The following is a 25,763-nucleotide window of genomic DNA, read 5'->3' on the forward strand; positions in this document are numbered from 1 at the left end:
CCCGTGAATGATTGAGTTAAATGGCGCAATAAGCAGGTCTCCGGACTTAAATATAAATATTGCGAACAATATTGGTATATCCATCTTCCCACACGAGTGCAGTGATGTAAGTGCAAACACTTATAAAGATATACGTTTCGTTTTACCGTTGCGGGGGCAGTGTTGGACTCTCACCAACTTCCCTAAAGCATAGTGCTTAGACTTATTGCATTTGGGCGAAGTATAAGGTTTGTATGTGAATTAAACAATCTATGTAAAGATTTTTCAGGATGAACTTTACGCAAGGTGAAAAAATTGCATTACAATGATTCGCCCTGTTATTTATAGATCAGCTATAAATAGGGTTGAGCCAGAGTCATAACCTATGCGAACCCGTGCCAAAATTTGTGGAATTACCCGTAGCCAAGATATTCAAGCTGTGGTCAATGCCGGGGCAGATGCAATTGGTTTTGTATTTTTCCCGCCTAGTCCACGCCATGTCAGTGCCGCTCAAGCTAAAGAATTGATTCGACATGTGCCTGCCTATGTGCAAACTGTTGGGCTTTTTGTGAATGCCACTGCGGATGACATTGCAGATGTGTTAAAACAAGTGGCGCTCGATATCATTCAGTTTCATGGTGATGAAACACCAGAAGACTGTCAGGCAATTGCGGCACAAGTGGGACGTCGTTGGTATAAAGCCATTCAAGTGAGACCTGAACTGGATGTAGTAGCAGAAGTTCAACGCTTTCAACAGGCAGGGGCAAGCGCAGTGCTCTTAGATGCATGGCATCCTGAACTGAAAGGGGGAACAGGACACAGTTTTGACTGGTCTCAATTCCCCAAACTGGATATTCCTTTAATTTTAGCTGGTGGTTTAACCCCAACTAATGTTGAAGACGCTATAAAGACGACTGGGGCTTATGCTGTAGATGTCAGCGGAGGCGTCGAATCCGCTAAAGGTATAAAAGACCAACAACTTATAGAAAACTTCATGCAAGGAGTCCATCGTGGATCAGCAAAGTAATGTGATTGACTATACCCAATACCCAGATGAACGTGGGCATTTTGGTATCCATGGCGGACGTTTTGTGTCAGAAACTCTAATGGCAGCATTAGAAGACTTAGAAAAGCTCTATTTCCGTATGAAAGATGATGAGCAGTTTCTGGCAGAATTCGACCGTGACCTCGCCTATTATGTAGGTCGTCCTAGTCCTTTATATTATGCTGAGCGATGGTCGAAAGAATTGGGTGGTGCGCAAATTTACTTAAAACGTGAAGACCTCAATCATACAGGTTCACATAAAGTGAACAACACGATTGGTCAGGCTTTATTGGCAAAATTGTCGGGTAAAAAACGAATTATTGCTGAAACTGGCGCAGGTCAGCACGGTGTTGCAACGGCTACGATTGCAGCGCGTTTAGGGCTTGAATGTGTGGTATTCATGGGTGCAGAAGACGTGAAACGTCAAGCCATGAATGTCTATCGTATGCGTTTACTCGGTGCGACCGTTGTGCCTGTGGAAAGTGGCTCTAAAACATTGAAAGATGCCATGAACGAAGCAATGCGTGATTGGGTGACCAATGTTGATTCAACTTACTATGTGATTGGTACAGTTGCAGGCCCGCACCCATATCCTCAATTGGTTCGTGATTTCCAATCGATTATTGGTCGTGAAGCTCGCAAACAAATTCAGGAACAAGCAGGGCGTTTACCTGATGCCTTGGTAGCATGTGTAGGTGGTGGTTCAAATGCAATGGGCTTGTTCTACCCATTCTTAAACGATGCTGATGTGAAAATGTACGGTGTTGAAGCTGCAGGTTATGGCATTGAAACGGGCAAACATTCTGCACCGTTAAATGCTGGTCATGTTGGTGTATTGCATGGTAACCGTACATATTTGATGTCTGATGAACAAGGTCAGATCATTGAAACCCATTCGATTTCAGCAGGTTTAGATTATCCAGGTGTAGGCCCTGAGCATAGTTTCTTAAAAGATATGCACCGCGTGGATTATGTGCCAATCAATGACAATGAGGCTTTACAAGGTTTCCGTGATTTAACCCATATTGAAGGGATTATTCCAGCACTGGAAAGCTCTCATGCCATGGCCTATGTGACTAAACTTGCGCCAACCATGTCTAAGGATCAAATTATTATTGCGACTGTTTCAGGCCGTGGTGATAAGGACTTAATGACTGTGGCACGTATTGATGGCGTAGAAATGGTTGAGATGTAATTTTTCCTTTGGTGTGAAGCTTCTCTCTGTGGAGAAGATTATACAATATGAAAATCGTGCTGAAGTAATTCAGCACGATTTTTTTGAAATAGACGTTTATCAAAAACATGAATAAGTGAAGGCGACATGGATGTTGCCCGTTGAGTAGCTTTACAGGGATGTAATGTCCGCTCAACAAGATGGTTTTGTTACTTTTGCTGAAACAAAAGTAAGATATTTCCTCCCAATGAAAGCTCTGGTCAAATCTATCTTACTGGTCATGTAGCGTTATCTGCATTTTGACGGAGTCTTGCTGCTTACACCTCAAATGTAAGGAGTTCATAATGTTACTTTGGATAAGCCCAAAGTAACCAAAGGCATTGTCATTCGCAAAACTCGTCCTATACTTTCATGTGATTAATGGAGTTGCAAAAACATGTCTCTCGAAGGGTAGTTTACCTCGAACAATTATGAATGATGCTTACGTGCAACGCCTGTTAGCTATAAAAAAATATCTCAAAAGAAAGGAAATAGAATGCCCAACCTATTTATGGTTATGCTCGGTGGTCGCCATGCCCGCGCCAATACCGAAGTCCATGATGTGGTATTTGCAGTCGCTGACAGTTTAGAAGACAGTTACCCACAACTTAAAAATGCATGGTTTGGTGAACAAAAAGGCTTACATATTGATGCTTGGACGCAAGTGAATGGTATTGAATGTCGAGGGAAAAAATACCAAATACAGTTTAGTGATGCCCAGCCTCAAGTCACAGATGCAAAACTGTGGCTCATCAATTTAGGTGGTTATGACGCACGTGAATTTGGGGAGTTACATCGTTATGTACTCGTCGTTGCTCCGCATACCGCGGAAGCTAAACAACTTGGCAAACAATATTTTGATCAAAAATGGCAAAAGCAACATACTGACCGTGTTTTAGACGTTGATGACTGTATTGCGATTGATTGTGTATATGGGCGTTATGTGGTTTTGGTTGAAGCTGAGTTTGATGCAAACATCTGGGAAAATACATATCTGATGTTAAATTAAGGTTGGATCATTCTTAATTTTTAAGTGGTGTCTTCAAATGAAAGAGAGTAGGTTTAGCGAACAATTTGATGAAAAAACAAACTAAAGACTTTTCACCTTTAAAATTATAGGCATAATAGGCTTAGGGATATTAATTAACTTTTGCTTAAGGATAAAGCATCAATGGATTTGATTCAGTCCAACGGACAACCCCATTATGGTCGGTTTAGCGAACTTCCAAAAACCATTGATTTAAATAAGTATCAGTATAAAACCCCATATGGTGAAGTACTTACGGGATGGCGGAAAAAGCTGAAATATAAGAAATTTAAGTTTTGTAGCATTCAACATGAACACTACACCATTGGTTTAGCGATTGCTGATATTGCTTGGGCTGGGCATGGTTTCGTTTATATTTACGATCATCTCAAAAATGAAGTACTTGAATGGAACGCCGTGAATTTTCTGGCGCGTAAAACCGTTTTAGATGAACAGCCTTTGTATAACCAAAGTGTGTTTGCAAATTCACCGTTTCAAATTGAAATTCAGCATGCTAATGGGGTGCGCTATGTTCAAGTCACCAAGTATGGTGAAATTAAGCTGAGTGCCCGTATTTTCTGCGCAGGCACTGATCCATTGAGTATGTGTAGTCCAACAGGGATTAATGGCTGGACTTATACCCAGAAATTGACCACCTTAGCTTGTGAGGGTTTTTTTACCAATAAAGCAGGGCAGATGATTCAGTTTAACGAGCGGACTTTGGCTGCGTTAGATGATACCTGTGGCTTCCTCCGGCCAGAAACAGCTTGGTTTTGGCTCTCTTGTAGTTTTTGGGATGCTGAGGGCAGACGTATTGGTCTGAACTTAGCCTCTGGTGTGAATGAAAGTTTTGGTAATGAAAACTGTCTGTGGGTGAATGGAAAGCTCTACAACGTGAGTGATGTTCTGTTCCAAATGAAAGAAGAAGGGCGTTGGAGCATTCGTTCTCTAGATGAACGCTTAAATTTAACCGTGACCACAGGTTGGCGCCGTTTTGAAAACCTAAATTTGCGTCTCGTGGGCAGTCAGTTTAGTCAGTGGCAAGCCAAGATTAGCGGTACAATTCAGCAGGGTGATCAAGAGATTGTATTGCTGAATGAATATGGGCTGCTCGAACAGCACTATGCAAAGTGGTAAAAAGACCTGTGATAAAAAACCGACATCATGCCGGTTTTTCTTTTGCCTTTATTTATTAAAACGACTAATTTGCTCCAATGCTGCTTGAACATGAGCATAGTTTGGCTCTTGATCTGACATTGGCTGATTCTTTTTATCTAAGATTTCGAACTGCCCAACAGCCCCCACTTCTAAGATGTTTTTAGGGGTAACAATGCCATATTTACTATAGCTTGAGGTTAAAATCCAATCACGTTGAATTTGTGGTCCCAACAAATCTTCACCCACTGAATAGTCGTGAATTTTTGTGGTCACACCCAAATAGTTCTTCATGAGAGTTGGAACAATATCTTGATGGCTAGTTAAAACTTGGTTATTCCATAGTTTATCAGCTTGAATCTTCGGACCAATGATTGCAAAAGGAACTTTGACTTGAGGGTCGGTAAAGTTACCATTATGTCCCCAGAAGTTTTGAAGATTATCATTCACCTCTTGTCCGTGGTCGCCAGTAATGATGACCAATGTGTTTTCTGCATCACCCGTTTCTTTTAGTTTATCTAAAACCTGTTTCACAATGCTGTCGACGTAGTGCACACTGGTTTTATAACGATTCATCATTAATGAACGATCAGAATCATTACTTAACTTGAGATAATTAACCTCATCCAGCATAGGTTTGTACTGGTGTGGATAGTCTTTAGGGAAGCTGTATCCGTGTGGGGAGTCGTAAAATAAAAATGAAAAGGTCGGTTTGTTTCGATCTCTTTTTTCATACCACTTTAACCAATCCTGCGTTAGTTCTTCATCTATACCCCCCGCCACTTTGCCAGAAGAACCAATACGTAAATTTGGCACTTTTGAAAACGCGGTTTCGTGGAATTCAGGGTTGGTTAATTTGGCAGCAGCAAATAAACCGAGTTGATAATTCAGTGCTTGCAAACGGTCAATAAATACTGGACTTTGGCGGTTCACAATCATGCCATGCCAGTAAGTACCAGGAATACCATAAAACATGCCGAAAATACCTGTGCGTGTGGCATTTCCTGTTGAATAGTGTTGATTAAAAATCTTTCCGTTCTGCGCATAACTCCACAAGTTTGGTGAGTTATCTGCATTAAATGTATCTGCACGCCAAGAATCAATCACGATAAACATAATATTGGTGGGTTGCTTTGGAGCTTCTCCAACAATCGGCGTCAGCGGATAATTCAGGTCACTTTTACGTTCTAAAGACATAGCCTTTTGTTTTTCTAAAGCTTCTTCATCAATCCAGCCGTATTTTTTCATGGTTTTATTCGAGGTCATCGGATAAAACATTGGTAAATAGCGTTGTGTCATGGTCACAGGCTGATACACATGTGCCGCTGCCCAAACATGGATACCATTACTTAAAAGTAACGTGACAAACACTAAGCCTGTAAACTTTTTACCAATGCTCCATGAAAACGTGGGTAATTTTTTCTCTAAGAATCGAATGAAGTAAAATTGTGCCGCAAAAATACAGGTAATCGCAGCAATGACCATCAGCCATGTTGAGAGTGAGAAACTCACAACCTGACCTGACATCACCAGTTCCAACATGACAGTATTGATGTGGAAACGGTACTGTGCATAAACAAAGGTATCTATGATCAGTGCAATGAGTGCCAAGCTAGCAATACTTGCTTGCGTAATATGACGTAGCGTATTGGGTAGAAATAAGCTCGGAATCAAGATCAAGCCAATCAGGGACGCAAGCACAGTCATGTGCGAGAATGTTCCAGTAAATAAGAAACTGAATCCCAGTAAATCTGTTGGAAACTCAGATAAATACAGGAAATATCTGCAAGCAATGAGCATCGAAATCACTGCATTGACCATGATCAGATAACCAAGAACGCGGAGTTTGAATTTAAACGACATTTTTAACTTCGGATGTAATTGGACATACAAATTCAACTTCATATGCCCATGTTTTAAGATGGGCGTATGATACCTAAACTCATCCAAAGTGTATATTTGTTGCGCTTACTGAATTATTTCCCAGCTTGCCAAAAAGCTTCACCTGCTAAAATTGGGTCATGACTTTCTGCTAGGGTGTCCATCCAAACATCGTACTGTGCAATCACAGGATGTTGATTGGGATGAAAGTCTTTCTTAAACCAATCGAGATATTGACCACGCATCCGAGACAGTATCCCTTTTTTCCCAAAGAACCAGGGCAGTCCTTTACGCATCATTTGCAAGCGTTGAATACGGCTAAAGCCATCATGCTTGAGCATGACATCTGCACGATAGGTAGTGAAACCAAACATCATCACCGTGGTAAAGGCCAATGCAAATAGACGCGTTGTTTCGGGTACATGTCCGACTTGTTTCATCACATCAAACGCCACATCACGGTGTTCCATTTCTTCAATGGCATGCCATGCAAATAAAGCACGCACATAAGGATGAGCCTCAGCCAACGTGGCTTTATGGCTATAAAAAGTCTCGGCCATCAGTGCAGTTAAATGCTCTGCCGCAGCCGTCATGGCAATGTTGTACTGAGGTGAGCGTTTACTCAGTTCAAATTTAAAAATTTTATTTAAACGCTGAATAAACTGATCGACTGGCATGCCTTGTTCTCGCATGACTTGATTCATTTTGTCATGGGCAATGCCATGCTGTGCTTCCTGCTTAATAAAATCGCTTACACGTGCAGCTAAGCTTGGGTCTGTAATTTGGTCCCGAAACAAACGCACGCTTTGAATAAAATAGCGTTCTCCATCGGGGAAAGTGAGGCTGAGTGCATCAAACATACGCGTCCGAAATGGGTCACCGCCAAACCAAAAACGGGGCACTTCATCAAGCTTAAAATTGAGTTGAGTTCGCACAATTGGTTCAATAGGGGCTGTAACAATGGCATTCATTTTGTTTTACTTCATTTGCCTTGGATGATTGCAGTATGTCGGAGAAAATGCAGTTTGTTTTGACAGATATTGCCATTTTTTATACATTTTACGCCAATGTGAAAATATCGCATGTCAAATAGTGGGTGGGCTATCATGCAAGAATTACAAATCCCCAATGGTTATTTTCAGCTCTGGAACATGTACCTCTTAGAGCAAGGAATTGATTTTCATCAACTCGGTTTTTTAGCGCAATATCAGTATGATCTGGAGCATGTATTACAACTGCCAATCGATACCCAATCGCCATTTTCGTTCTTTCAAACGATTTTACAACTGACGCGAGAACAATTGGATTGTCCTCAGTTGATTATGGAGATGGCAAAATTTATTCAACCTGAGCATTTTGGTGTTTTAGGTTATATGGCCACACGCAGTAATAGCGTGGCTGAAGCACTGAGTTATGTGATGCGTTTTAGTCGTTTGGTGATTGATGGTGCTGAAGTTAGTCCCATGCAGATGCAGCAAAGGGGCAGTGAGATTTGGCTGACTTGGCCTTTTCTCAATGAGAAATATGCTTCACTGAATGAAATGACCATGGCATCCATTGTGCATTTGGCCAAGAAAATTTTTCCCGATCAATTACAGTTCTTAAAAGTCCAAATGGCGCATCCAGCCCAAATGGCAAAGTATCATTATCAAAAATTTTATGGCTGTGAAGTGAGCTTTAATCAAGCCTGCTATGCCTATGTGATGAATGTGGACAGTTTGACTTTAAAATCGGGTTTTGCTGATCCTTCTTTAACGCAGCTTTTACTGAAACAAGCAGAGGTTGCAATTGCCCTCAAGCCTCGTTATGAAAGCGTATTGCAACAGATTCATAGCGCCGTGGCTGATTATCTTAAAGCGCATGCAGAAGCCCCTAAAATTGAACAGATTGCTAATGAATTACACTTGTCAACGCGGACCTTACAACGCCAGTTACAAGACTGGGATAGTTCATTTAAGCGAGTACTTGAGTCAGAGCGCATGAAGCGATGTGAATATCTCTTACAACAAGGTTTGAGTTTAACTGAAATCGCCTTACAACTCGGCTATTCGGGACAGTCTGCTTTAGCGCGTGCCTATAAACAGCACAGTGGACAGACCTTATTACAGTTGAAACGACAACTGAAATAACAGCAGGCATAAAAAAAGCGCCTTTTGGAAGGCGCTGAAATGTATGAAATGATCAGGCTGATTTCAGTCGTGGAAAACGGAATGCAATTGCAAGGATGGCAAAGATTGCCAGTATCCAACAGTAGTAAATGCTGCCGATGAGTTCAACTGGTGAAAGCTTTGCAATTGAGCAGGCCAATAGAAGTTGTGCACCATAGGGAATAAGCCCTTGTACAACACATGAAAAGATGTCGAGCAAAGCGGCTGCACGTTTTGGGTCTACGCCATATTCTTTCGCGACTTCACGCGCCATATCGCCCGATAAAATAATCGCTACAGTGTTGTTGGCCACAAAAATGTTGGAAAACACCACTAAAAAGCTCAATCCGATTTCCCCTGCGCGCTCACGACCAACTTTAAATAAACGGGTGAGGCTGTAAATACGTTGAATAAGCCAGTCGAGACCACCTTCTTTTTGCATAATGGTCGAAAGACCGCCCAAGAACATCGACAGTAAAGCGACTTCAAACATACCAACAAAACCATCATAGATGGCTGTGTTGAGTTGAATGACGGTAAATTCTGGCTGTGTAATCAGTCCCATCACCCCAGAGAGCACTACACCGACTGTAAGTACCGCAAGCACGTGTAAACGACTGAAGGCGAGGAAAAATACCACGACATAGGGCAACACCAGCCAAGGATTAAAGTCTTTGGATTGAATGGTTTCGGTTTGGTGAATGCTAAAGAAATAAATCGCGATCGTGACTAAAGCTGCAGGTACTGCAATCCAGACATTAACGCGAAACTTGTCTCGAAGCTGAACGTTTTGACTAGTGGTGGCTGCAATGGTGGTATCCGAAATCATTGAAAGATTGTCACCAAACATCGCACCGCCCACGACCGCACCTATGGCATAGACTGCAGCAATATCAGTGGCTTGAGAGAAACCAAAGGCAATGGGTGCACAGGCCGCAATGGTGCCCATTGAGGTACCCATTGCTGTTGCAATGAACGCTGAAATAATAAATAGCATCGGTAACACAAAGGCGGGTGGAATTGCAGACAAGCCCATTTGTACTGTGGCATCTACACTGCCAATGGCATTGGTGGTACTGGCAAATGCACCTGCCAGCATGAATACCATGAACATTAAGATAAGGTTCGGGTGACTTGCACCGCGCAGAAAGGTTTCGATGCCTTGATTCAGTTCACCGCGATAAATCAATACCGCCAAAATAATGGCAGGAATGGCCGCAACAGGTGCTTTCATTTGATAGAACGCAAACTCGGTTCCAATCACAGAATGGTAAATACCACTGCCTAAGAAAATGGCTAAAAAAACAATAAGCGGTAACAGCGCAAGCGCACGTGCTTGCACGAAACCTGAGTTATCGGTGGTCATAGGAGATAGGGAAATGAAAGAATGTGCGTAGTATAATGCAGGTTTTGCTATTTCATAAAACTTTAAATGTAAAAGCTAAGCCACCTATTTTTATCATTTTTTTGCAAATAAAAATAAGTTTATCTAAAACTTAGACATTTTGGTATTTCCTAAAATTAGGCATCTTTGATCATTGAGAAAAAAAGCGAAATATCAGTAAATGGTGCTTTACGGTTGTTCTGAAAATATTTGACGAAAAATGAATTGGAACGCGAACGCGATGTGCTCTATTCAATGAGTAAAAAATAGCGTTACAATGCAGCGTCTTGTATTTTTACAAAGCCAACTCCTCAGTAGTTTTAATTTTAAACAAGTTAAGGAAAGCACAACCCTATGTCACGTTTAGCCACTCGTTTTGGACAGCTTAAATCTCAACAGCGTAAAGCTTTGGTTTCTTATGTTATGGCTGGTGACCCTCATCCACAGGTAACAGTTCCTTTGTTACATCAGATGGTTGAGGCGGGTGTAGATGTGATTGAACTCGGTCTTCCATTTTCAGACCCTATGGCAGATGGTCCTGTGATTGCCCTTGCTGCAGAACGCGCATTGGCAGGTGGCACCAATACCTTAGACGCTTTGAATATGGTCAAAGAGTTCCGTCAAAAGGATCAAGAGACCCCAGTCGTATTGATGGGTTATCTGAATCCAGTTGAAGTCATTGGTTATGAAAAGTTTGTATCGACTGCGCATGCATGTGGTGTCGATGGCATTCTACTGGTGGACTTACCACCAGAAGAAGCAGCAGAGCTTGATGTTGTATTGAAGCAATTTGATATGGATCAAATCTTTTTACTAGCGCCAACCTCAACGGACGAACGCATTAAACATGTGGTGAAACAGGCGAGTGGTTTCATCTATTACGTGTCTTTAAAAGGGGTCACAGGTGCAGCAACTTTAGACGTTGCTGAAGCTGCAAACCGAATTGCGAAAATTAAAGCAGAAACAGATATTCCTGTCGGTGTTGGTTTTGGGATCAGTGATGCGACATCTGCCAAAGCAATGGGCGGAGTGGCTGATGCTGTGATTGTTGGTAGTGCTTTTGTTAAGCAATTTGCAAGCTTAGCACCAGAACAAGCCGTGGTTGAAACGGTTAATAAAGTCAAGGAGCTTCGAGCAGCGCTCGATGAGTTAGTATGAGTCAAGATGTTAAATCAGGGAAAATCCTAAGCCCATCGACGCCATGGACTGAACGTGGTGTACCCGGTATTCAAGTACCTGATGAGCAAACCTCACTCAAGGCGACGTTTACAGAACCAACGATTGAATGCCCTGAGTGCCATGCACTTGTTACACGTACTGCAATGTCATTTAACGCGTATGTTTGCCCTCAGTGTGATGAACATTTGCGTATGAAAGCCCGTGATCGTTTGAATTGGTTCTTTGACCAAGTGCAAACAGAGTTGGGACAAGAATTTAAAGCCAAAGATCCGTTGAAATTTGTCGACTCAAAGCCATATCCAGCGCGTATGAGTGAAGCACAGACCAAAACAGGTGAAACTGAAGCCTTGGTGGTGATGCAAGGTTTACTTAAAGGTATTCCTTTGGTTGCCTGTGCCTTTGAATTTGACTTCATGGGTGGTTCAATGGGTACGGTTGTTGGTGACCGTTTTGTGCAAGCGGCTGAAAAAGCCATTGCGGACAAACAACCTCTGATTTGCTTTGCTGCTTCGGGCGGTGCACGTATGCAAGAAGGCATGTTGTCTTTGATGCAAATGGCGCGTACATCAGCAGCCATCCAAAAAATGAAAGACGCGGGTCTGCCATATTTGGTGGTGTTGACGCATCCTGTTTATGGTGGTGTAACGGCATCTTTAGCGATGCTCGGTGATGTACATATTGCAGAGCCGAAAGCGATGATTGGTTTTGCTGGTAAACGCGTGATTGAACAAACGGTACGTGAAAAGCTAGAAGAGCCGTTCCAGCGTGCGGAATACTTGCTTGATCATGGTGTAATCGATCAAATTGTTCACCGTCACGCATTACGTGATACAGTTTATCGTATTGTCGCGAAACTGATGAATTTGTCTTGAACACAGCACCACTTGCAACAGACTCTTTAGAAACATGGCTCGATTATTGGGGCCATGTTCACGTTACGGGGATTGATTTAGGATTGGAACGGGTCATTCCTGTAGCTGAAAAGCTCGGTGTGACGCGTCCCGATGCTAAAGTTTTAACCGTAGCGGGAACCAATGGAAAAGGTTCGACCACCACCACACTGGCTGCCATTTTAAATGCGCAAGGCTATAAGGTGGGACTGTATCAGTCACCACATATTTACCGTTTTAATGAACGGGTTAAATTGCGTGGTGTAGAGGTCGATAACCAAAGCTTGGTCAATGCTTTTGTACAAGTGGATCAAGCGCGCCGTGATTGTGATTTAAGCCTCTCGTTTTTTGAGGCGACTACACTCGCGGCTTTTGTCATTTTTAAAGACCAAGCATGTGATGTTTGGGTGCTTGAAGTGGGTCTAGGTGGTCGCTTAGATGTGGTCAATGTAATTGAACCCGATGTTGCGGTGATTACCAATATTGGTTTAGACCATACCGACTGGTTGGGCGATACCATTGAAAAGATTGCTTTTGAAAAGGCAGGTATTATCCGTCCCAATATTCCTGTGGTGTTTGGCGGCTTACAACAAATCCCTCAAGCGATTATCGATAAAGCGGATGCTTGTGCTGCAAAACTTTATGCAGTGAATCGTGACTATTTTTATCAACGCAGTGAGCATGGTCAGTCGTGGATGTTTGCATCCTCTGGTACAACCTTAAAATTACCGCAGGGTGCACTCGCTGTTGAAAATATTTCAACAGCCGTTGCTGCTGTTTTATTGAGTGGTTTAACGGTTACTCAAGTGGCTATTTCTGAAGGAATTCAAAACGCAAAATTGCAAGGTCGTTTTGAAATTCGCCAAATACAGAACAAAACAGTGATTTTTGATGCAGGGCATAACCCGCATGGTGTTGCTTTTTTATTAAATCAATTGCGAAATTTCCTAAAATACAATAAACAGTACACTGAAGTAGTCAGTGTTTTCTCGATGTTGGCAGATAAAGATGTGAAATCTGTCACAGAGTTATTGAAAGACTCCATACAAACGTGGAAAATTGCGGCATTAACGGTCCCGCGTGCAGCTCCAATTGAACAATTGGATCAAGCGCTGCAAGGGCAACATGTGCAGCACTTTGACAGTGTGAAATTGGCTTTTAAATCAGCGCTCGACGAAACAAAGAATAATCAGCTGATTTTGGTATGTGGTTCATTTCATACCTTAGAAGCGGTATGGGAGTATTTGGAAGAATGTCAATGAATAGCAAACAACGTTGGATGGGTGGCGTTGTTTTATTAGGTGGTGGTGTCCTTTTGGCGGCATTACTGCTTAAAGGCAAAGAAGAAATACATCAAAATAATATTAAAACACCAGAGCTAGTCACACAAAATGTGCAACGTAATGCCGAAGGTGAGTTGGTTCAACTTCAGCCGTTAACGGTTGATGTCGAAACAGAAAAGCGTTTGCTGGAACAACAACGTGTAGCACGTGAAAAATCGGTTGCTGAACAAGAAGCTCGTGCGGCCGAATTTTTAGCAATGCAACAGCAAGCCGAAGCAGATGCTGCACGTAAAGCAGCGGAAGAATATGCCGCGTTGAATGCGCACCGTAATGCTGCACAGCAAAGCTCGGACAACATTCCACCAGAATTGGTTGAAGATGAAAAAGCCAAGCAACAGCGAATTGCTACGGACAAAGCGGCTGAAGTAAAGAAGTTGGAACAGCAAAAGCTGCAAGCGCGTACTGAAGCTGAAAAAGCAGCGGCTGCAAAAAAACTGGCTGAGCAAAAAGCCTTAGCAGAAAAGCAAGCACTTGAAGATAAAGCTAAGCGAGAAGCAGAGGCTAAACGTAAAGCAGAAGATGAGCGTAAGGCTGAAGCGAAAAAAGAAGCTGAACGTAAAGCAGATGCTGATAAAAAAGCGGAAGACAAACGTAAGGCAGATGAAAAGCGTAAAGCTGATGAAGCCAAGAAAAAGGCGGAAGCTGAGAAAGCGCGTGATTTGCTTGAACATGGCGATAAGCAATGGATGGTACAGGTGGCATTGGCTGCCAATGAAGCCAATGCGGATGCACTGGCTGCTAAGCTTCGTGCCAAGGGTTATAAGGTCACTAAAAGTCCAACCTCTAAAGGCGTACGGATTATGGTGGGGCCATCCAAAGACCGTGATACTGCCGATGCAGCCCGCAAGAAGATTACTTCAGATGCGAGCCTCGGCATGAAGTCCGCATGGGTGATTGACTGGGTGCCACTCGACAAACGCTAAGATCGGATTCAACCTAATTGCCTTCACTAAGATGGATTCAACAGTTGCTGTTGAATCCATTTTATATTTTCGGGACTAAATAACGGTTCGATATTTTGCCAAATCGGATGAAAACCATAACCGCCATATTTCATCTCAGCCAAGGCATCAGCGGTAGGCCAGTTTTGAAAGATAATGCGGTACATAGCTACACTCGCACCTGTACGGTCTGAGCCATGGTAGCAATGCAGTAAAACTTTTTGCTGGTTTTGCTCCGCATGTTGAATTTGCTGCATCACCTTTAACAAGTCTTCTCGGTCAATCGCCCATGTATGAATCGGGATATGTACCAGTTCAAACCCTTGGTTGGACAGTTTTTTAAGGTCTTGATTGCGTGAGCGTAAATTAATAATCACATCAATTTCTTGCGCCTTTAAACTCTGAACTAAATCTTGATCGGGTTGCTCACTACGAAAAACAGTTTCACTGATTTGATAGAAATTATGCGCAGGTTGGATAGACTGTCCCCAGTGTTGTGGACGCTCTGTCTCGGGCAGCGCAGGCGTAGTCATACAGCCAGAAACACTGATACACAGAGAAAGAATAACAAGATATTTGGTCATAGGATCAGGCTCTGATGGTGTGAAAGTTCAACCGGATCATGCGCGCAAAAGATTTCGATACGTGGTTCCGACTGTGCCAATTGTTGAATTTTATGCAGGTTGCTTAAACGCTGTGCATTATCTTCGGCAAAAAATACTTCCAAGGCATTTAAGCTGCGAAGTCTGTTTTGGGGATTGAGTTCTAGGTGGGAGTAGTAGGCATCCCCGCAGAAGAGTGTCCAACCCTGTTGGGTTTTAATGGCAATGCCACAGTGACCTTCAGTATGCCCAAACAGTGGAATCAAAAGAATCTCATTATGAAATAAGTCAAACCCTTGCACTTGAGTCAAATTAAACCATGCGTCACCGTGGATCGGCTCAATAAAGTGCCAATGGCGATGCTGCTGAAATTGTTGTGTTTTATAACGGGCTTTATTTTTAAATGATTTCAGGTTTTGTGCTGCATTATATTCGTTAGACAGAATATGTACGGTTGCATTGGGAAAGTCAGAAATACCCCCCGCATGGTCAAAATCCAGATGTGAAACCAAAATATGTTTGACATCCTTTGGGCTAAAGCCAAGTTTTTGGATTTGTGCAATTGCGGTTAATTCTAAGTTTTGTTCAATTTTTCCAATTCGAGCCACCAACTGCCCCAAACGCTGCTTGGTGTGTAGATAGTCCTGTATGCCTAAGCCCGTATCAATCAGCACCAGCCCTTGATCTGTTTCAACCAAAAGACAATGGCACACAACCTTAGCTTGAAAACCTTTTTGACCAAAGAGAGGGGCACACACTGGACACATGGTGCCGCAATGTAAATGGTGAATGTTATAAATCATAAAGTCGTTTTTATCGTATTGTTTTGATTGTTATAGCGGAAGATGTGAGTTTTAACAGTTTGATTTTGTTAAAGAGTCATGTGTATCTGCTTTAAGCGGAAAAAAGCCTGTCGATTGACAGGCTTTCAAAAGTTCAAACTCGGCTCGTCATTGGAGTTTGAAACGATCATACAAGGTGACTCTGAACGTATTTTTATGGGTTAGTTTCCTCTTTGGATTGCTTGGAGCTCAGTGTCCCATTTTTGTTTTCAATAGGGCTGCTCGGTTAAAACTTCGGGCTTCGCTTGTCTAGTGCAAGAGTAGAGTATTTTATCCTTGCTCAGGCTGTGGAGTCAGGCGTAAATACGGGGTGACTGCTTTATAACCTTTCGGAAAGCGCTGTGCGATTTCAGCTTCATCTTTGAGTGATGGCACAATCACCACATCTTCGCCTTGTTGCCAGTTCGCAGGAGTTGCAACTTTGTAGTGATCGGTCAGTTGCAGTGAGTCAATCACGCGTAAGATTTCATGGAAATTACGACCAGTTGATGCAGGGTAGGTAATAATCAAACGGACTTTTTTGTTTGGGTCGATAATCACTAAAGAGCGAACCGTTAATGTTTCACTGGCATTGGGATGGATAAAACCATATAACTCAGACACTTTACGGTCTTGGTCGGCAATGATCGGGAAGTTCACCGTGGTGTTTTGGGTTGCATTGATGTCTTTAATCCAACCCTGATGTGACTCGACATCATCGACTGAGAGGGCAATGGCTTTTACGCCACGTTTTTCAAATTCATCTTTGAGTTTTGCGGTAAAGCCAAGCTCGGTGGTACATACTGGCGTGTAGTCAGCAGGATGTGAAAATAGTACTCCCCAGCTATCGCCTAAAAATTGATAAAAATCGATTTCGCCTTCGCTCGAAGCCTGTTGAAAGTTGGGTGCGATGTCGCCTAAACGTAAACTCATGTTGAACCTCAAATTATCTTTATGTCTATGGAATGAACATCACTATGGCGCAATTTCTTTTGCATGAAAAATAGTGTTTTATTATTTATTTATACAAAATATTCATAATTAGTCGGATAGGTGTTCTGTATTTGGGTATACCAAAGATGACCTCATTGTTGCTCTAGAGACCGCTTATTTGCATATTTGGTAACGGTGTTTAGACGAGATTATTTCTGCTTCTGAAGTGTATCGCTCTATAGAATTGATCGCGTATATGATTGGCTACAATTCTTTTCATTATTGATTTATATTTGTTTTTTAAAGCAATTTCACAAAGTATAAAAACTTGAGTATTAGAACAATGAAAAAAATAGGTATCGCCCTGACTTTAGTGTTATGGGGACTGGAAGTAACCCATGCGCAGAATGGTGGGCAATTGAAACAAGCCCAAGTCAGTACTGCTTGCCAAACGCCACAACAAATTACAGATCAATATCTAGCGTCTCAAAAAAGCCTTACACAGCGGAAAGTGGCACTGTCTCAGGCTCTCGAGCGTGAGTTGGCTCAAGGTCAGAATACGAATGCGAGTAATGTCTATAATATTACCTGCGTACAGCTTGTTCCGATTCTTACCGCAATGCGGGTCAATGATGAACAACTCTTGGGTTTCCTACAGAGCATGAATCCAAGTCAGTCCAATAATGGGGTGAAAGCCTTGCTGCGGCAAAATCAAGCACTTGAAAGCAAAACCTTGAATAACTGCGAACAATTAAAGTCACTACTTTAAAAAAGACCTTGAATCCTGATGAGTTCGGATGAAATCTCTATGTCGGCTGTTTAAAATTTGTTACATTAGTTTGCCTTAGATTCGACGGGCTAGAAACAATGAATAGATTTTTTAAATGGTTTTGTGTAAAGCCCTTGTACTTCAAATTTCTAGCACCATAATAACGACTAAGAAAACATATTCATTTGACAAGCAAGATTTAGAGAGTCTATTCATGTTGGCAAGTCTGATCGGAGGAATCTTCGGTACCAAAAATGAGCGCGAACTCAAACGCATGCGTAAAATCGTAGACAAGATTAATGCGCTCGAGCCGACGATATCCGCTCTTGGCGATGCAGACTTATCTGCAAAAACTGAAGAATTTAAACAACGTTATAACAAGGGCGAAAGCCTCGATAAATTACTCCCGGAAGCATTTGCCGTCTGCCGTGAAGCAGCTAAGCGTGTAATGGGCATGCGTCATTATGATGTACAGTTGATCGGTGGTATTACCTTACACGAAGGTAAAATTGCAGAGATGCGTACAGGTGAAGGTAAAACCCTGATGGGTACCTTGGCGTGTTATTTAAACGCGATTAGTGCTCAAGGTGTTCACGTCATTACTGTGAATGACTACTTGGCACAGCGTGATGCTGAATTAAACCGTCCGCTGTTTGAATTCTTGGGTTTAAGCATCGGGATTATCTATTCCATGCAAGATCCAACAGAGAAAGCTGAAGCCTATCGTGCTGATATTACCTACGGTACCAACAACGAATTTGGCTTTGACTATCTACGTGACAACATGGTGTTCTCGCTTGCTGAGAAAAAACAACGTGGTTTGATCTATGCCATCATCGATGAAGTTGATTCGATCTTAATTGATGAAGCGCGTACGCCTTTGATTATTTCAGGTCAAAGTGATGACTCTTCACAGTTGTATGCTGCAATCAATAGCATTCCACCCAAACTGCATGCGCAGAAAGAAGAAAAAGTGGCGGATGGTGGTCATTTCTGGATTGATGAAAAACAACGTTCTGTTGAAATGACAGAAATTGGTTTTGAAACGGTTGAAAATGAACTGATTGAAATGGGCTTGTTGGCTGAAGGTGAAAGCCTGTATTCATCGACTAACCTAAACCTAGTTCATCATGTTACTGCTGCCATTCGTGCGCATTACTTGTATCAACGCAATGTGCATTACATCATCAATGATGGTGAAGTGATCATTGTCGATGAAAACACAGGACGTACCATGCCAGGTCGTCGCTGGTCAGAAGGTTTACACCAAGCAGTTGAAGCAAAAGAAGGCTTAGAAATCCAGCCTGAAAACCAAACGCTTGCAACTACGACCTTCCAGAACTATTTCCGTCTATACAAAAAGCTTTCGGGTATGACTGGTACTGCCGATACTGAAGCTGCGGAAATGAAAGAAATTTATGGTCTAGACGTGGTGATCATTCCAACGCACCGTCCAATGATTCGTCTCGACCAAAACGATTTAATCTATTTAAATCGTAATGGTAAATACAATGCAATTATTCAAGAAATTCAACGCGTACATGAGTCTGGTGTAGCCCCAATTTTGATTGGTACAGCAACCATTGAAGCTTCTGAGATTCTTTCTGATAAATTACGTGATGCTGGTATTCAGCACGAAGTGTTGAACGCGAAACAACACGAACGTGAAGCGGATATTATTGCGCAAGCGGGTGCACCGCGAGCAGTAACTATTGCAACCAACATGGCAGGTCGTGGTACAGACATTCTGCTCGGTGGTAACTGGAAAGCTTTACTGGCAAAAATTGAAAACCCAACCCCTGAAGATGAAGCGCGCTTAAAAGCCGAATGGGAACAAAACCATGAAATGGTATTGAGTTCTGGTGGCTTACACATCATTGGTTCTGAGCGTCACGAATCACGTCGTATTGATAACCAGCTCCGTGGTCGTGCAGGTCGTCAGGGTGACCCTGGTGTATCACGTTTCTACTTATCACTTGAAGATGACTTAATGCGTATCTTTGCGGGTGATCGTGTTGTGGGCATGATGCGCGCGATGGGCTTACAAGAAGATGAAGCCATTGAGCATAAAATGGTGTCACGTTCGATTGAAAATGCGCAGCGTAAAGTTGAAGCACGTAACTTCGATATTCGTAAGAACTTATTGAAATACGATGACGTCAACAACGAACAGCGTAAAATTATTTACTCGCAACGTGATGAGGTTTTGGCGGAAAGCACATTGCAAGATTACATCGAAGAGATGCAACGTGATGTGATGAAAGGCGTGATTTCTAACTATATCCCACCTGAGTCAATTCATGACCAATGGGATATTGATGGGCTTGAAAAAGCGTTACGTGAAGACCTTGCGATTGATTTGCCAATCAACCAATGGTTGGAAGATGACCGTCGTTTAGATGAAGAGTCTTTGGTTGAGCGTATTACTGATGAAGTGGTACAGCGCTACCGTAGCCGCCGTGAGCAAATGGGGGATGAAACAGCAGTTATGCTGGAGCGTCACTTCATGTTGAACTCGCTGGATCGCCACTGGAAAGATCACTTGGCGGCGATGGATTATTTACGTCAAGGCATTCACTTGCGTGGCTATGCACAGAAAAATCCTGAGCAAGAATACAAAAAAGAAGCGTATAACTTATTTGTAAATATGTTGGCGATTATTAAATCAGATGTTGTGACCGATTTATCTCGCGTACATGTACCAACGGCTGAAGAGCTGGCTGAAATGGAAGCTCAAAAGCAAGCTCAAGCTGAAGCGATGCAATTGAACTTGTCGCATGCAGACTTTGATGGTTTGTTGGCCGATGATCAAAGCCAATTCGCAGAAGTAGATGCACAGTACGAGCCTGTAGAAGAGTTTGCGGCACCTGCGAGTCGTAACGCGCCTTGCCCATGTGGTTCAGGCTTAAAATACAAACAGTGTCACGGTAAAATCTAAACTGTGAACGAGTGAAAAAGCAGAACTTCGGTTCTGCTTTTTATTGGCATGGCTGAAAAATTGACATTAAGATCAATCCAAATACGATTCTGATTACAGCTAAAGCGTTGCATAATGTGAATAGCATTTGCAGTGTTAGGCATTAAATGCTATTTAGTTGCTCATCATCTAAACCTCTAAAGTGGAAAGACAATGAAAAAAGTATTAAAACCAATCATGATTGTAGCTTTAGCGCTTCCAACTTTTGCATTTGCAGATACCACTACCGCAGCTAAAGTTCAACAAGCACGCGGTGCAACCACAGCACCTGCGGCACAAGCCAATGGTAATATTACGGTACAAAGTCCGCGTACAGGGATTCGCTATACCTTTGCCAACCCAAATCAACGTCCAGTAGTTCTGCAAACGGCTGCTATTGCTCCTGCAAATGCAGCAACGGTGAACCGTATTGTGGCTTCAAACCCAGCACTTTCTCCTGTAAGTCAAGAAAATGCTAAACAAGTGCTTTTGTCTAGCTCAGCACAGCTTGCTTCAAATTAATCAAATGCTGCTACATAAAACCAATCTTCGGATTGGTTTTTTTATGTCAAAAATGAGTGTGCATTGAAAAGTTAAAGCAAACAAAGTCTTCTGCTCGATTTTTTCTGAAAATTCTAATAAGCTGTGTTTTTTCTAACAAATGAATTGGACGTTTAAAATGCCAGTAGGTGACGTGTCAATGCCACAAATGCACGTGGTGAAAGGGGTGAGAATCGGAACGGCTGAAGCTTATGTGCGCTATCAGAACCGACGTGATCTTGTCATTTTCGAATTTGCTGAAGGAACGAATGTTGCAGGTGTTTTCACTCAAAATGCGTTCTGTGCAGCGCCCGTGCATGTGTCTAAAGCGCACTTACAAGTGGCGAATCCGCGCTACCTCATTATTAACACCGGTAATGCCAATGCTGGTACAGGCAAGATGGGCATGCTGAATGCTGAGCGTACTTGTGCAAAATTGGCTGAGCTTGCTGGTGTGAAAGCAACGGAAGTGTTACCGTTTTCAACAGGGGTGATTGGTGAACAATTGCCGTTGGAGCGTTTGTTAAATGGTTTACAGCCTGCATTAAATAGTTTGAGTGCTGATGCTTGGGATGCTGCTGCTACTGGGATTATGACCACAGACACCACACCGAAAGGAGCATCTGAGCAATTCGAATTGGATGGCGTCACGTATACCATGACGGGTATTTCTAAGGGTGCAGGCATGATTCGTCCAAATATGGCGACCATGTTGGGCTATGTTGCAACCGATGCACCGATCAGTCGTGAATTGGTTCAGCAACTGTTGAGTGAAACGGTGAATGTATCATTTAACCGGATTACCATTGATGGTGATACATCAACCAATGACTCTTGTATCTTTGCTGCAACAGGTCAAGCGGGTGGTACTGAAATTAGTTCAGCAGACGATGCGCGTTATGCTGTAGTGTTAGATGTATTGACGCGTATGATGAAGCGCCTTGCACAACTGATTGTGCGTGATGGTGAAGGTGCAACTAAGTTTATTACCGTTGCTGTTGAAGGCGGTTATGATACGCAAGAGTGCTGTGATATTGCCTATAGTATTGCCCATTCACCGTTAGTGAAAACGGCTATTTTCGCATCAGATCCAAACTGGGGACGTATCCTAGCTGCGATTGGTTATGCTGGGGTTAAAAATTTAGATGTTGAAAAAATTCAAGTTTGGTTAGATGATGTGCAAATCTGTAAGGATGGCGGAGCTGCTGCTGATTACACTGAAGCCGAAGGTGCTCGTGTGATGTCACAGGCTGAAATGACCATTCGTGTAGATCTAGGACGTGGGGCAGCGAAAGACACAGTGTATACCTGTGACTTATCTTATGACTATGTGAAGATTAATGCGGATTATCGCTCTTAATCTTAACGAGTTTAAAAAAGCCTCCTTTGGAGGCTTTTTTACCATAAGAACTTTTGAATGATTGGTCAAAAGCCGAGAAGCCATTTGGCCAATAAATTAAGTGCGGGACTTGCTTGCCGACAAGCAGAAGGGATGAATGAATGATGAACAATGCGACCAATTTAATTGCCAATGACGCAAAATCAATTGTGCAGGCGCATTTGGACCGTTTGGGTGAAACCAAAGACTCAAAGCTCAGTGAAGAAGTGAAGCAAGAAAAATTTGCTTTAATCTTGGCCGAGTTGAAAAAGCGCGATGCGGTATTGGTAGCGCACTACTATTGCGATCCTGAAGTGCAGGAATTGGCCGAGTTAAGTGGTGGCTGTGTATCCGATTCATTGGAAATGGCCCGCTTTGGTCGTGATCATCCAGCATCGACCTTGGTGGTGGCGGGCGTTAAATTTATGGGTGAAACCTCAAAAATTTTATCACCGAATAAAACCATTCTGATGCCAACTTTAGAGGCTACATGTTCTTTAGATTTGGGTTGTCCTGTTGAAGAATTTAGTCAGTTTTGTGATGCCCATCCAGACCATACAGTAGTGGTCTATGCCAACACTTCAGCAGCCGTTAAAGCCCGTGCTGATTGGGTGGTGACCTCAAGTTGTGCGGTCGAAATTATTGAGCATCTAGACAGTTTGGGTGAAAAAATTATTTGGGCGCCCGATCAGCATTTAGGCCGTTATATCCAAAAGAAAACGGGCGCAGAGATGTTGCTTTGGGATGGTGCATGTATTGTGCATGAAGAATTTCGTGCACGTGGCATTGCACAAATGAAGGAGCTTTATCCTGATGCTGCGGTGCTGGTACATCCTGAGTCACCTGAGTCGGTGGTGGATGTTGCTGATGCTGTTGGAAGTACGTCACAACTAATCAAAGCTGCGCAAACTTTACCCAATGAGCGACTGATTGTGGCAACTGATCGGGGTATTTTCTACAAAATGCAACAAGCGGTGCCCAACAAAATTTTGGTTGAAGCACCAACAGCCGGAGAGGGTGCAACCTGTCGTTCTTGTGCACATTGTCCGTGGATGGCAATGAATGAGCTGGATGGTATTTTAGAGGTATTACAGCGTGGCGATCAGGAAATATTTGTAGAGCCAGTACTTGCTGAGCGTGCGAAATTACCTTTAGATCGCATGTTGGATTTCAGTGCATCGCTAAAACGTTAAAATTTGTATAAAAAATGCCTGAAACGCTTGATTAATATACATTTGACGTGATTTTTTTATTTTTTTTAAATATAGGTGTTGACGTTATCAAGCGTCGCGCCTAGAATGCACACCGTACCGAACGAGATGTTCGATACAAAAGCTGAGATGAATCGGAGCATAGCACAGCCTGGTAGTGCACCTGGTTTGGGACCAGGGGGTCGTAGGTTCGAATCCTACTGCTCCGACCAATTCTTCAAGGCAAGGTTATCCATAATACCTCGTATTATTGGTCATGCGCCTGTAGCTCAGTTGGATAGAGCATCCGCCTTCTAAGCGGATGGTCACAGGTTCGAATCCTGTCAGGCGCGCCATTAGGTAGCTTGGTATTAAGAACCGAAACGTTATGGTGGATGTAGCTCAGTTGGTAGAGCCCTGGATTGTGATTCCAGTTGTCGCGGGTTCGAATCCCGTCATTCACCCCAACTTTAAAAAGTTGAAATCGGAGCATAGCACAGCCTGGTAGTGCACCTGGTTTGGGACCAGGGGGTCGTAGGTTCGAATCCTACTGCTCCGACCATTTATTGAAATGGTCGAGATAAAGATACCGCGTTAAGCGGTTTTTTTATGCCTGAAATTTAGTAAAGTACATAAAAAAGCCTTCGTAACGAAGGCTAAAGATAAAACATAAATGCTTAAGGAATAATAATAATATTTACACGACGATTCAGCGCTCGATTTTCCTCGCTGCTATTTTCTACCAGAGGTTGTGATGCACCGCGACCCATGCTCTGAATATTTTGAGTTTTAAACCCTGTTTCGATAAAAATCTGACTAACTGTTGATGCGCGTTTCTCCGAGAGTGTTTGGTTGTAGCTTGGGTCACCAATATTGTCTGTATGTCCAACCACTTTAATTTTATTTAAATTGTATTGCTGTAGCTGTTTAGAAAGCGCTTCGAGTGCGGGTTTTTGAGAGGCTTGAATATCTGATTGGTCAAAGCCGAACAATAATTTTTCAGGCAGTCTCAGCGTCCAGCCTTCTTCGGTCAAGGTAAAGCCTTGTTTCTTCAGCATGCGCGCTTGTTTATAGTTGAGGTGCCCTAAACTGAGACAGCCAGATAAAGCAGTGATAAGACCTGTGATAAGCATAAATTTGCAAACATGTTTTAACATGAGGGTTCATGATTAGGATTTATGCAAGGTGTGATATACCACCCTTGAGCTAAGTTTTTGGCTTTATACATGGCATTGTCTGCTTCAGCAATCAAATCTTCAGGTGTTGTTGCACATTTTGAGAAAGTAACGCCAATACTGAAACTAAAATGAATCTGATGTTGATCAAAATATAATGGTGCTTTACTGCATTCGATTAAATGCTCACAAATCAGTTCTAGGTGATCATAGTGTTTGATATTACGGAGCAGAATTGCAAACTCATCACCACCTAATCGTGCTACCACATCGTGGCTTCTGACATTCTTTTTTAAGCGTTGAGCCATTTCTTTGAGCACGGCATCACCTGCTAAGTGCCCATAAACATCATTAATGTTTTTAAAGTTATTGTTGTCAATAAAAAAGAGAGCTGTCTGGTTTTTCTCAGGGTGCTCAAATTGATTGAACAAAATATTGTAAAAATAATGACGATTCGGGAGTTCGGTTAACTGATCATGCAACGCTTGATGTGATAACTGAGAATTTTCGCTTTGTAGTTTTTCATTGGTACGCTGCACTTTATCTAATAAATTATTAAATGCACCACTGATGACGCGAAACTCATAAATGGGGGATGATGGAAGACGTGCTTGATATTGAGGATCAAGATTAAGGCTTTCAACGGTATTGACCATGGGTTGAATCGAGTGCATCAGTTTTTGATAGGTTGAATGTACCAACCACAACATAATCAACAGGATGATAAAAATCCCAGCGGAGAGACAAATCAAGAGCTGAAAGAAAAAGCTCATGAGTTGAGTGGCACTACCGTAAATGATCAATGTCCCGTACTGGTTATTTTGATGTTTGATGGTGCGTGTCACAGGGTGTTTAAAGAAGACCTTATCAAACAGATTTTCCATCCATGCAAACTCAGGTGTGGGTTTGTATGCTTCGGCCAGTGGTTTCCCTTGTAGGTTGATGACTTGAATAGCGCGAATTGGATATTGCTGAATATGATTGTTCAGTGTTTGCTGTAGTGTAATAGGATCATTGAAAATGACAGCAGGTTGAATTTGCTCACTTAAGGTTGCGCTAAAAATATTAAGGCTTTGCTTGGCGTAGGTATTCATGGTGTAGATGGAAATCACCACGAAAATTAAACTACAAATTCCAAGAGTAAGAGCAAAAATCAGCAATTGAGACTGACTAAAAATTTTTTGTAGAGAAGTATTAGAGCTTTTACGAAACATT

General features: G+C 42.5%; 22 protein-coding genes, 4 tRNA genes and 1 riboswitch. Of the genes, 18 read left to right on the forward strand and 8 right to left on the reverse strand.

All coding sequences use genetic code 11. The features are described from left to right. Nucleotides 1-13 precede the first annotated feature (13 nt). Nucleotides 14-221: riboswitch (cobalamin riboswitch) on the reverse strand. Nucleotides 222-364: 143 nt separating this feature from the next. The 4 genes from ACFN7Z_RS02865 (at nucleotide 365) to ACFN7Z_RS02880 (ending at nucleotide 4,401) form a co-directional block, all read left to right on the forward strand. Beyond that, entirely contained in the window at nucleotides 365-1,006 is a 642-nt protein-coding gene (locus tag ACFN7Z_RS02865) for a phosphoribosylanthranilate isomerase (RefSeq protein ID WP_010327486.1), read from the forward strand. Beyond that, nucleotides 990-2,219, forward strand: coding sequence for a tryptophan synthase subunit beta (trpB, locus tag ACFN7Z_RS02870; RefSeq protein WP_010327485.1), 1,230 nt, complete (start codon nucleotides 990-992; stop codon nucleotides 2,217-2,219). Before ACFN7Z_RS02865 ends, trpB begins: the two co-directional genes overlap by 17 nt. Before the next feature lie 514 nt (nucleotides 2,220-2,733). Next, the gene (locus ACFN7Z_RS02875) at nucleotides 2,734-3,246 is read left to right on the forward strand and encodes a DUF1543 domain-containing protein (protein WP_010327484.1); all 513 of its coding nucleotides are present in this window, start codon (nucleotides 2,734-2,736) and stop codon (nucleotides 3,244-3,246) included. A gap of 162 nt (nucleotides 3,247-3,408) precedes the next feature. Next, on the forward strand, nucleotides 3,409-4,401 hold the full coding sequence (locus ACFN7Z_RS02880) for a DUF2804 domain-containing protein (RefSeq protein ID WP_010327483.1): 993 nt from the start codon (nucleotides 3,409-3,411) through the stop codon (nucleotides 4,399-4,401). Between the two features lie 48 nt (nucleotides 4,402-4,449). Here ACFN7Z_RS02880 and ACFN7Z_RS02885 read toward each other — a convergent pair whose 3' ends face one another. Both ACFN7Z_RS02885 and ACFN7Z_RS02890 read right to left on the reverse strand, forming a co-directional pair. Beyond that, nucleotides 4,450-6,282: a DUF3413 domain-containing protein gene (locus ACFN7Z_RS02885; RefSeq protein WP_029575106.1), complete on the reverse strand. Its 1,833-nt coding sequence runs from the start codon at nucleotides 6,280-6,282 to the stop codon at nucleotides 4,450-4,452. A gap of 113 nt (nucleotides 6,283-6,395) precedes the next feature. Continuing rightward, nucleotides 6,396-7,271: a metal-dependent hydrolase gene (locus tag ACFN7Z_RS02890; RefSeq protein WP_010327481.1), complete on the reverse strand. Its 876-nt coding sequence runs from the start codon at nucleotides 7,269-7,271 to the stop codon at nucleotides 6,396-6,398. Nucleotides 7,272-7,406: 135 nt separating this feature from the next. Between ACFN7Z_RS02890 and ACFN7Z_RS02895 the strand changes: the two genes are divergently transcribed. After that, entirely contained in the window at nucleotides 7,407-8,429 is a 1,023-nt protein-coding gene (locus ACFN7Z_RS02895) for an AraC family transcriptional regulator (protein ID WP_010327480.1), read from the forward strand. Nucleotides 8,430-8,481: 52 nt separating this feature from the next. Here the strand turns inward: ACFN7Z_RS02895 and ACFN7Z_RS02900 are convergent, their stop codons facing one another. After that, nucleotides 8,482-9,813, reverse strand: a complete 1,332-nt coding sequence (locus tag ACFN7Z_RS02900; RefSeq protein WP_010327479.1) for a Na+/H+ antiporter NhaC family protein — start codon at nucleotides 9,811-9,813, stop codon at nucleotides 8,482-8,484. Nucleotides 9,814-10,185: 372 nt separating this feature from the next. Here ACFN7Z_RS02900 and trpA point away from each other — a divergent pair, with 372 nt between their 5' ends. From trpA to ACFN7Z_RS02920, 4 genes are read left to right on the forward strand one after another with little or no spacing between them, the layout of a single operon-like run. Continuing rightward, nucleotides 10,186-10,989, forward strand: coding sequence for a tryptophan synthase subunit alpha (trpA, locus tag ACFN7Z_RS02905; protein WP_004983629.1), 804 nt, complete (start codon nucleotides 10,186-10,188; stop codon nucleotides 10,987-10,989). Then, nucleotides 10,986-11,882 carry an acetyl-CoA carboxylase, carboxyltransferase subunit beta gene (gene accD / locus ACFN7Z_RS02910; RefSeq protein WP_004697788.1) on the forward strand — a complete coding sequence of 299 codons (897 nt, stop codon included), beginning with the start codon at nucleotides 10,986-10,988 and terminating at the stop codon, nucleotides 11,880-11,882. Before trpA ends, accD begins: the two co-directional genes overlap by 4 nt. Continuing rightward, nucleotides 11,879-13,162, forward strand: coding sequence for a bifunctional tetrahydrofolate synthase/dihydrofolate synthase (gene folC, locus ACFN7Z_RS02915; protein ID WP_010327478.1), 1,284 nt, complete (start codon nucleotides 11,879-11,881; stop codon nucleotides 13,160-13,162). Before accD ends, folC begins: the two co-directional genes overlap by 4 nt. Then, on the forward strand, nucleotides 13,153-14,166 hold the full coding sequence (locus ACFN7Z_RS02920; protein WP_372239167.1) for an SPOR domain-containing protein: 1,014 nt from the start codon (nucleotides 13,153-13,155) through the stop codon (nucleotides 14,164-14,166). Before folC ends, ACFN7Z_RS02920 begins: the two co-directional genes overlap by 10 nt. A gap of 26 nt (nucleotides 14,167-14,192) precedes the next feature. On the opposite strand, the gene ACFN7Z_RS02925 is transcribed toward ACFN7Z_RS02920, so the two are convergent. From ACFN7Z_RS02925 to ACFN7Z_RS02935, 3 genes are all read right to left on the reverse strand, one after another. Further along, complete coding sequence (locus ACFN7Z_RS02925) at nucleotides 14,193-14,768, reverse strand: dual specificity protein phosphatase family protein (protein ID WP_010327476.1); 576 nt, start codon at nucleotides 14,766-14,768, stop codon at nucleotides 14,193-14,195. After that, complete coding sequence (locus ACFN7Z_RS02930) at nucleotides 14,765-15,589, reverse strand: MBL fold metallo-hydrolase (protein ID WP_010327475.1); 825 nt, start codon at nucleotides 15,587-15,589, stop codon at nucleotides 14,765-14,767. The genes ACFN7Z_RS02925 and ACFN7Z_RS02930 overlap by 4 nt, the downstream gene beginning before the upstream one ends. A gap of 309 nt (nucleotides 15,590-15,898) precedes the next feature. Next, a complete protein-coding gene (locus ACFN7Z_RS02935) occupies nucleotides 15,899-16,540 on the reverse strand; it encodes a peroxiredoxin (protein WP_010327474.1) in 642 nt (213 codons plus the stop codon). Nucleotides 16,541-16,883: 343 nt separating this feature from the next. Here ACFN7Z_RS02935 and ACFN7Z_RS02940 point away from each other — a divergent pair, with 343 nt between their 5' ends. From ACFN7Z_RS02940 to ACFN7Z_RS02980, 9 genes are all read left to right on the forward strand, one after another. Beyond that, entirely contained in the window at nucleotides 16,884-17,309 is a 426-nt protein-coding gene (locus ACFN7Z_RS02940; RefSeq protein ID WP_010327473.1) for a hypothetical protein, read from the forward strand. A gap of 214 nt (nucleotides 17,310-17,523) precedes the next feature. After that, the gene (gene secA / locus ACFN7Z_RS02945) at nucleotides 17,524-20,247 is read left to right on the forward strand and encodes a preprotein translocase subunit SecA (RefSeq protein ID WP_010327472.1); all 2,724 of its coding nucleotides are present in this window, start codon (nucleotides 17,524-17,526) and stop codon (nucleotides 20,245-20,247) included. 192 nt (nucleotides 20,248-20,439) lie between these two features. Beyond that, entirely contained in the window at nucleotides 20,440-20,787 is a 348-nt protein-coding gene (locus ACFN7Z_RS02950; RefSeq protein WP_010327471.1) for a hypothetical protein, read from the forward strand. 157 nt (nucleotides 20,788-20,944) lie between these two features. After that, complete coding sequence (argJ, locus tag ACFN7Z_RS02955; RefSeq protein ID WP_010327470.1) at nucleotides 20,945-22,165, forward strand: bifunctional glutamate N-acetyltransferase/amino-acid acetyltransferase ArgJ; 1,221 nt, start codon at nucleotides 20,945-20,947, stop codon at nucleotides 22,163-22,165. Between the two features lie 143 nt (nucleotides 22,166-22,308). After that, nucleotides 22,309-23,376: a quinolinate synthase NadA gene (gene nadA / locus ACFN7Z_RS02960; RefSeq protein WP_010327469.1), complete on the forward strand. Its 1,068-nt coding sequence runs from the start codon at nucleotides 22,309-22,311 to the stop codon at nucleotides 23,374-23,376. Nucleotides 23,377-23,529: 153 nt separating this feature from the next. Then, nucleotides 23,530-23,606, forward strand: a tRNA-Pro gene (locus ACFN7Z_RS02965). 46 nt (nucleotides 23,607-23,652) lie between these two features. Beyond that, nucleotides 23,653-23,729, forward strand: a tRNA-Arg gene (locus ACFN7Z_RS02970). A gap of 35 nt (nucleotides 23,730-23,764) precedes the next feature. After that, nucleotides 23,765-23,840: transfer RNA gene (locus tag ACFN7Z_RS02975), tRNA-His, on the forward strand. An 18-nt stretch (nucleotides 23,841-23,858) separates the two neighbouring features. After that, nucleotides 23,859-23,935, forward strand: a tRNA-Pro gene (locus ACFN7Z_RS02980). A 115-nt stretch (nucleotides 23,936-24,050) separates the two neighbouring features. On the opposite strand, the gene ACFN7Z_RS02985 is transcribed toward ACFN7Z_RS02980, so the two are convergent. Continuing rightward, on the reverse strand, nucleotides 24,051-24,530 hold the full coding sequence (locus tag ACFN7Z_RS02985) for an OmpA family protein (protein WP_010327468.1): 480 nt from the start codon (nucleotides 24,528-24,530) through the stop codon (nucleotides 24,051-24,053). Beyond that, a complete protein-coding gene (locus ACFN7Z_RS02990; RefSeq protein WP_063454543.1) occupies nucleotides 24,524-25,762 on the reverse strand; it encodes a sensor domain-containing diguanylate cyclase in 1,239 nt (412 codons plus the stop codon). Before ACFN7Z_RS02990 ends, ACFN7Z_RS02985 begins: the two co-directional genes overlap by 7 nt. Nucleotide 25,763 lies beyond the last annotated feature (1 nt).

Source organism: Acinetobacter sp. P1332 (assembly GCF_044057475.1).
Lineage (GTDB): Bacteria > Pseudomonadota > Gammaproteobacteria > Pseudomonadales > Moraxellaceae > Acinetobacter > Acinetobacter johnsonii.

Bases quoted from the DNA above. Each gene is read 5' to 3' on its own strand.
- secA (WP_010327472.1), top strand. From the start codon at position 17,524: ATGTTGGCAAGTCTGATCGGAGGAATCTTCGGTACCAAAAATGAGCGC.
- ACFN7Z_RS02935 (WP_010327474.1), bottom strand. From the start codon at position 16,540: ATGAGTTTACGTTTAGGCGACATCGCACCCAACTTTCAACAGGCTTCG.
- ACFN7Z_RS02930 (WP_010327475.1), bottom strand. From the start codon at position 15,589: ATGATTTATAACATTCACCATTTACATTGCGGCACCATGTGTCCAGTG.
- ACFN7Z_RS02985 (WP_010327468.1), bottom strand. From the start codon at position 24,530: ATGTTAAAACATGTTTGCAAATTTATGCTTATCACAGGTCTTATCACT.
- ACFN7Z_RS02895 (WP_010327480.1), top strand. From the start codon at position 7,407: ATGCAAGAATTACAAATCCCCAATGGTTATTTTCAGCTCTGGAACATG.
- ACFN7Z_RS02865 (WP_010327486.1), top strand. From the start codon at position 365: ATGCGAACCCGTGCCAAAATTTGTGGAATTACCCGTAGCCAAGATATT.
- ACFN7Z_RS02880 (WP_010327483.1), top strand. From the start codon at position 3,409: ATGGATTTGATTCAGTCCAACGGACAACCCCATTATGGTCGGTTTAGC.
- trpA (WP_004983629.1), top strand. From the start codon at position 10,186: ATGTCACGTTTAGCCACTCGTTTTGGACAGCTTAAATCTCAACAGCGT.
- ACFN7Z_RS02885 (WP_029575106.1), bottom strand. From the start codon at position 6,282: ATGTCGTTTAAATTCAAACTCCGCGTTCTTGGTTATCTGATCATGGTC.
- ACFN7Z_RS02920 (WP_372239167.1), top strand. From the start codon at position 13,153: ATGTCAATGAATAGCAAACAACGTTGGATGGGTGGCGTTGTTTTATTA.
- ACFN7Z_RS02925 (WP_010327476.1), bottom strand. From the start codon at position 14,768: ATGACCAAATATCTTGTTATTCTTTCTCTGTGTATCAGTGTTTCTGGC.
- accD (WP_004697788.1), top strand. From the start codon at position 10,986: ATGAGTCAAGATGTTAAATCAGGGAAAATCCTAAGCCCATCGACGCCA.
- nadA (WP_010327469.1), top strand. From the start codon at position 22,309: ATGAACAATGCGACCAATTTAATTGCCAATGACGCAAAATCAATTGTG.
- ACFN7Z_RS02950 (WP_010327471.1), top strand. From the start codon at position 20,440: ATGAAAAAAGTATTAAAACCAATCATGATTGTAGCTTTAGCGCTTCCA.
- ACFN7Z_RS02875 (WP_010327484.1), top strand. From the start codon at position 2,734: ATGCCCAACCTATTTATGGTTATGCTCGGTGGTCGCCATGCCCGCGCC.
- argJ (WP_010327470.1), top strand. From the start codon at position 20,945: ATGCCAGTAGGTGACGTGTCAATGCCACAAATGCACGTGGTGAAAGGG.
- ACFN7Z_RS02990 (WP_063454543.1), bottom strand. From the start codon at position 25,762: ATGTTTCGTAAAAGCTCTAATACTTCTCTACAAAAAATTTTTAGTCAG.
- ACFN7Z_RS02900 (WP_010327479.1), bottom strand. From the start codon at position 9,813: ATGACCACCGATAACTCAGGTTTCGTGCAAGCACGTGCGCTTGCGCTG.
- ACFN7Z_RS02890 (WP_010327481.1), bottom strand. From the start codon at position 7,271: ATGAATGCCATTGTTACAGCCCCTATTGAACCAATTGTGCGAACTCAA.
- ACFN7Z_RS02940 (WP_010327473.1), top strand. From the start codon at position 16,884: ATGAAAAAAATAGGTATCGCCCTGACTTTAGTGTTATGGGGACTGGAA.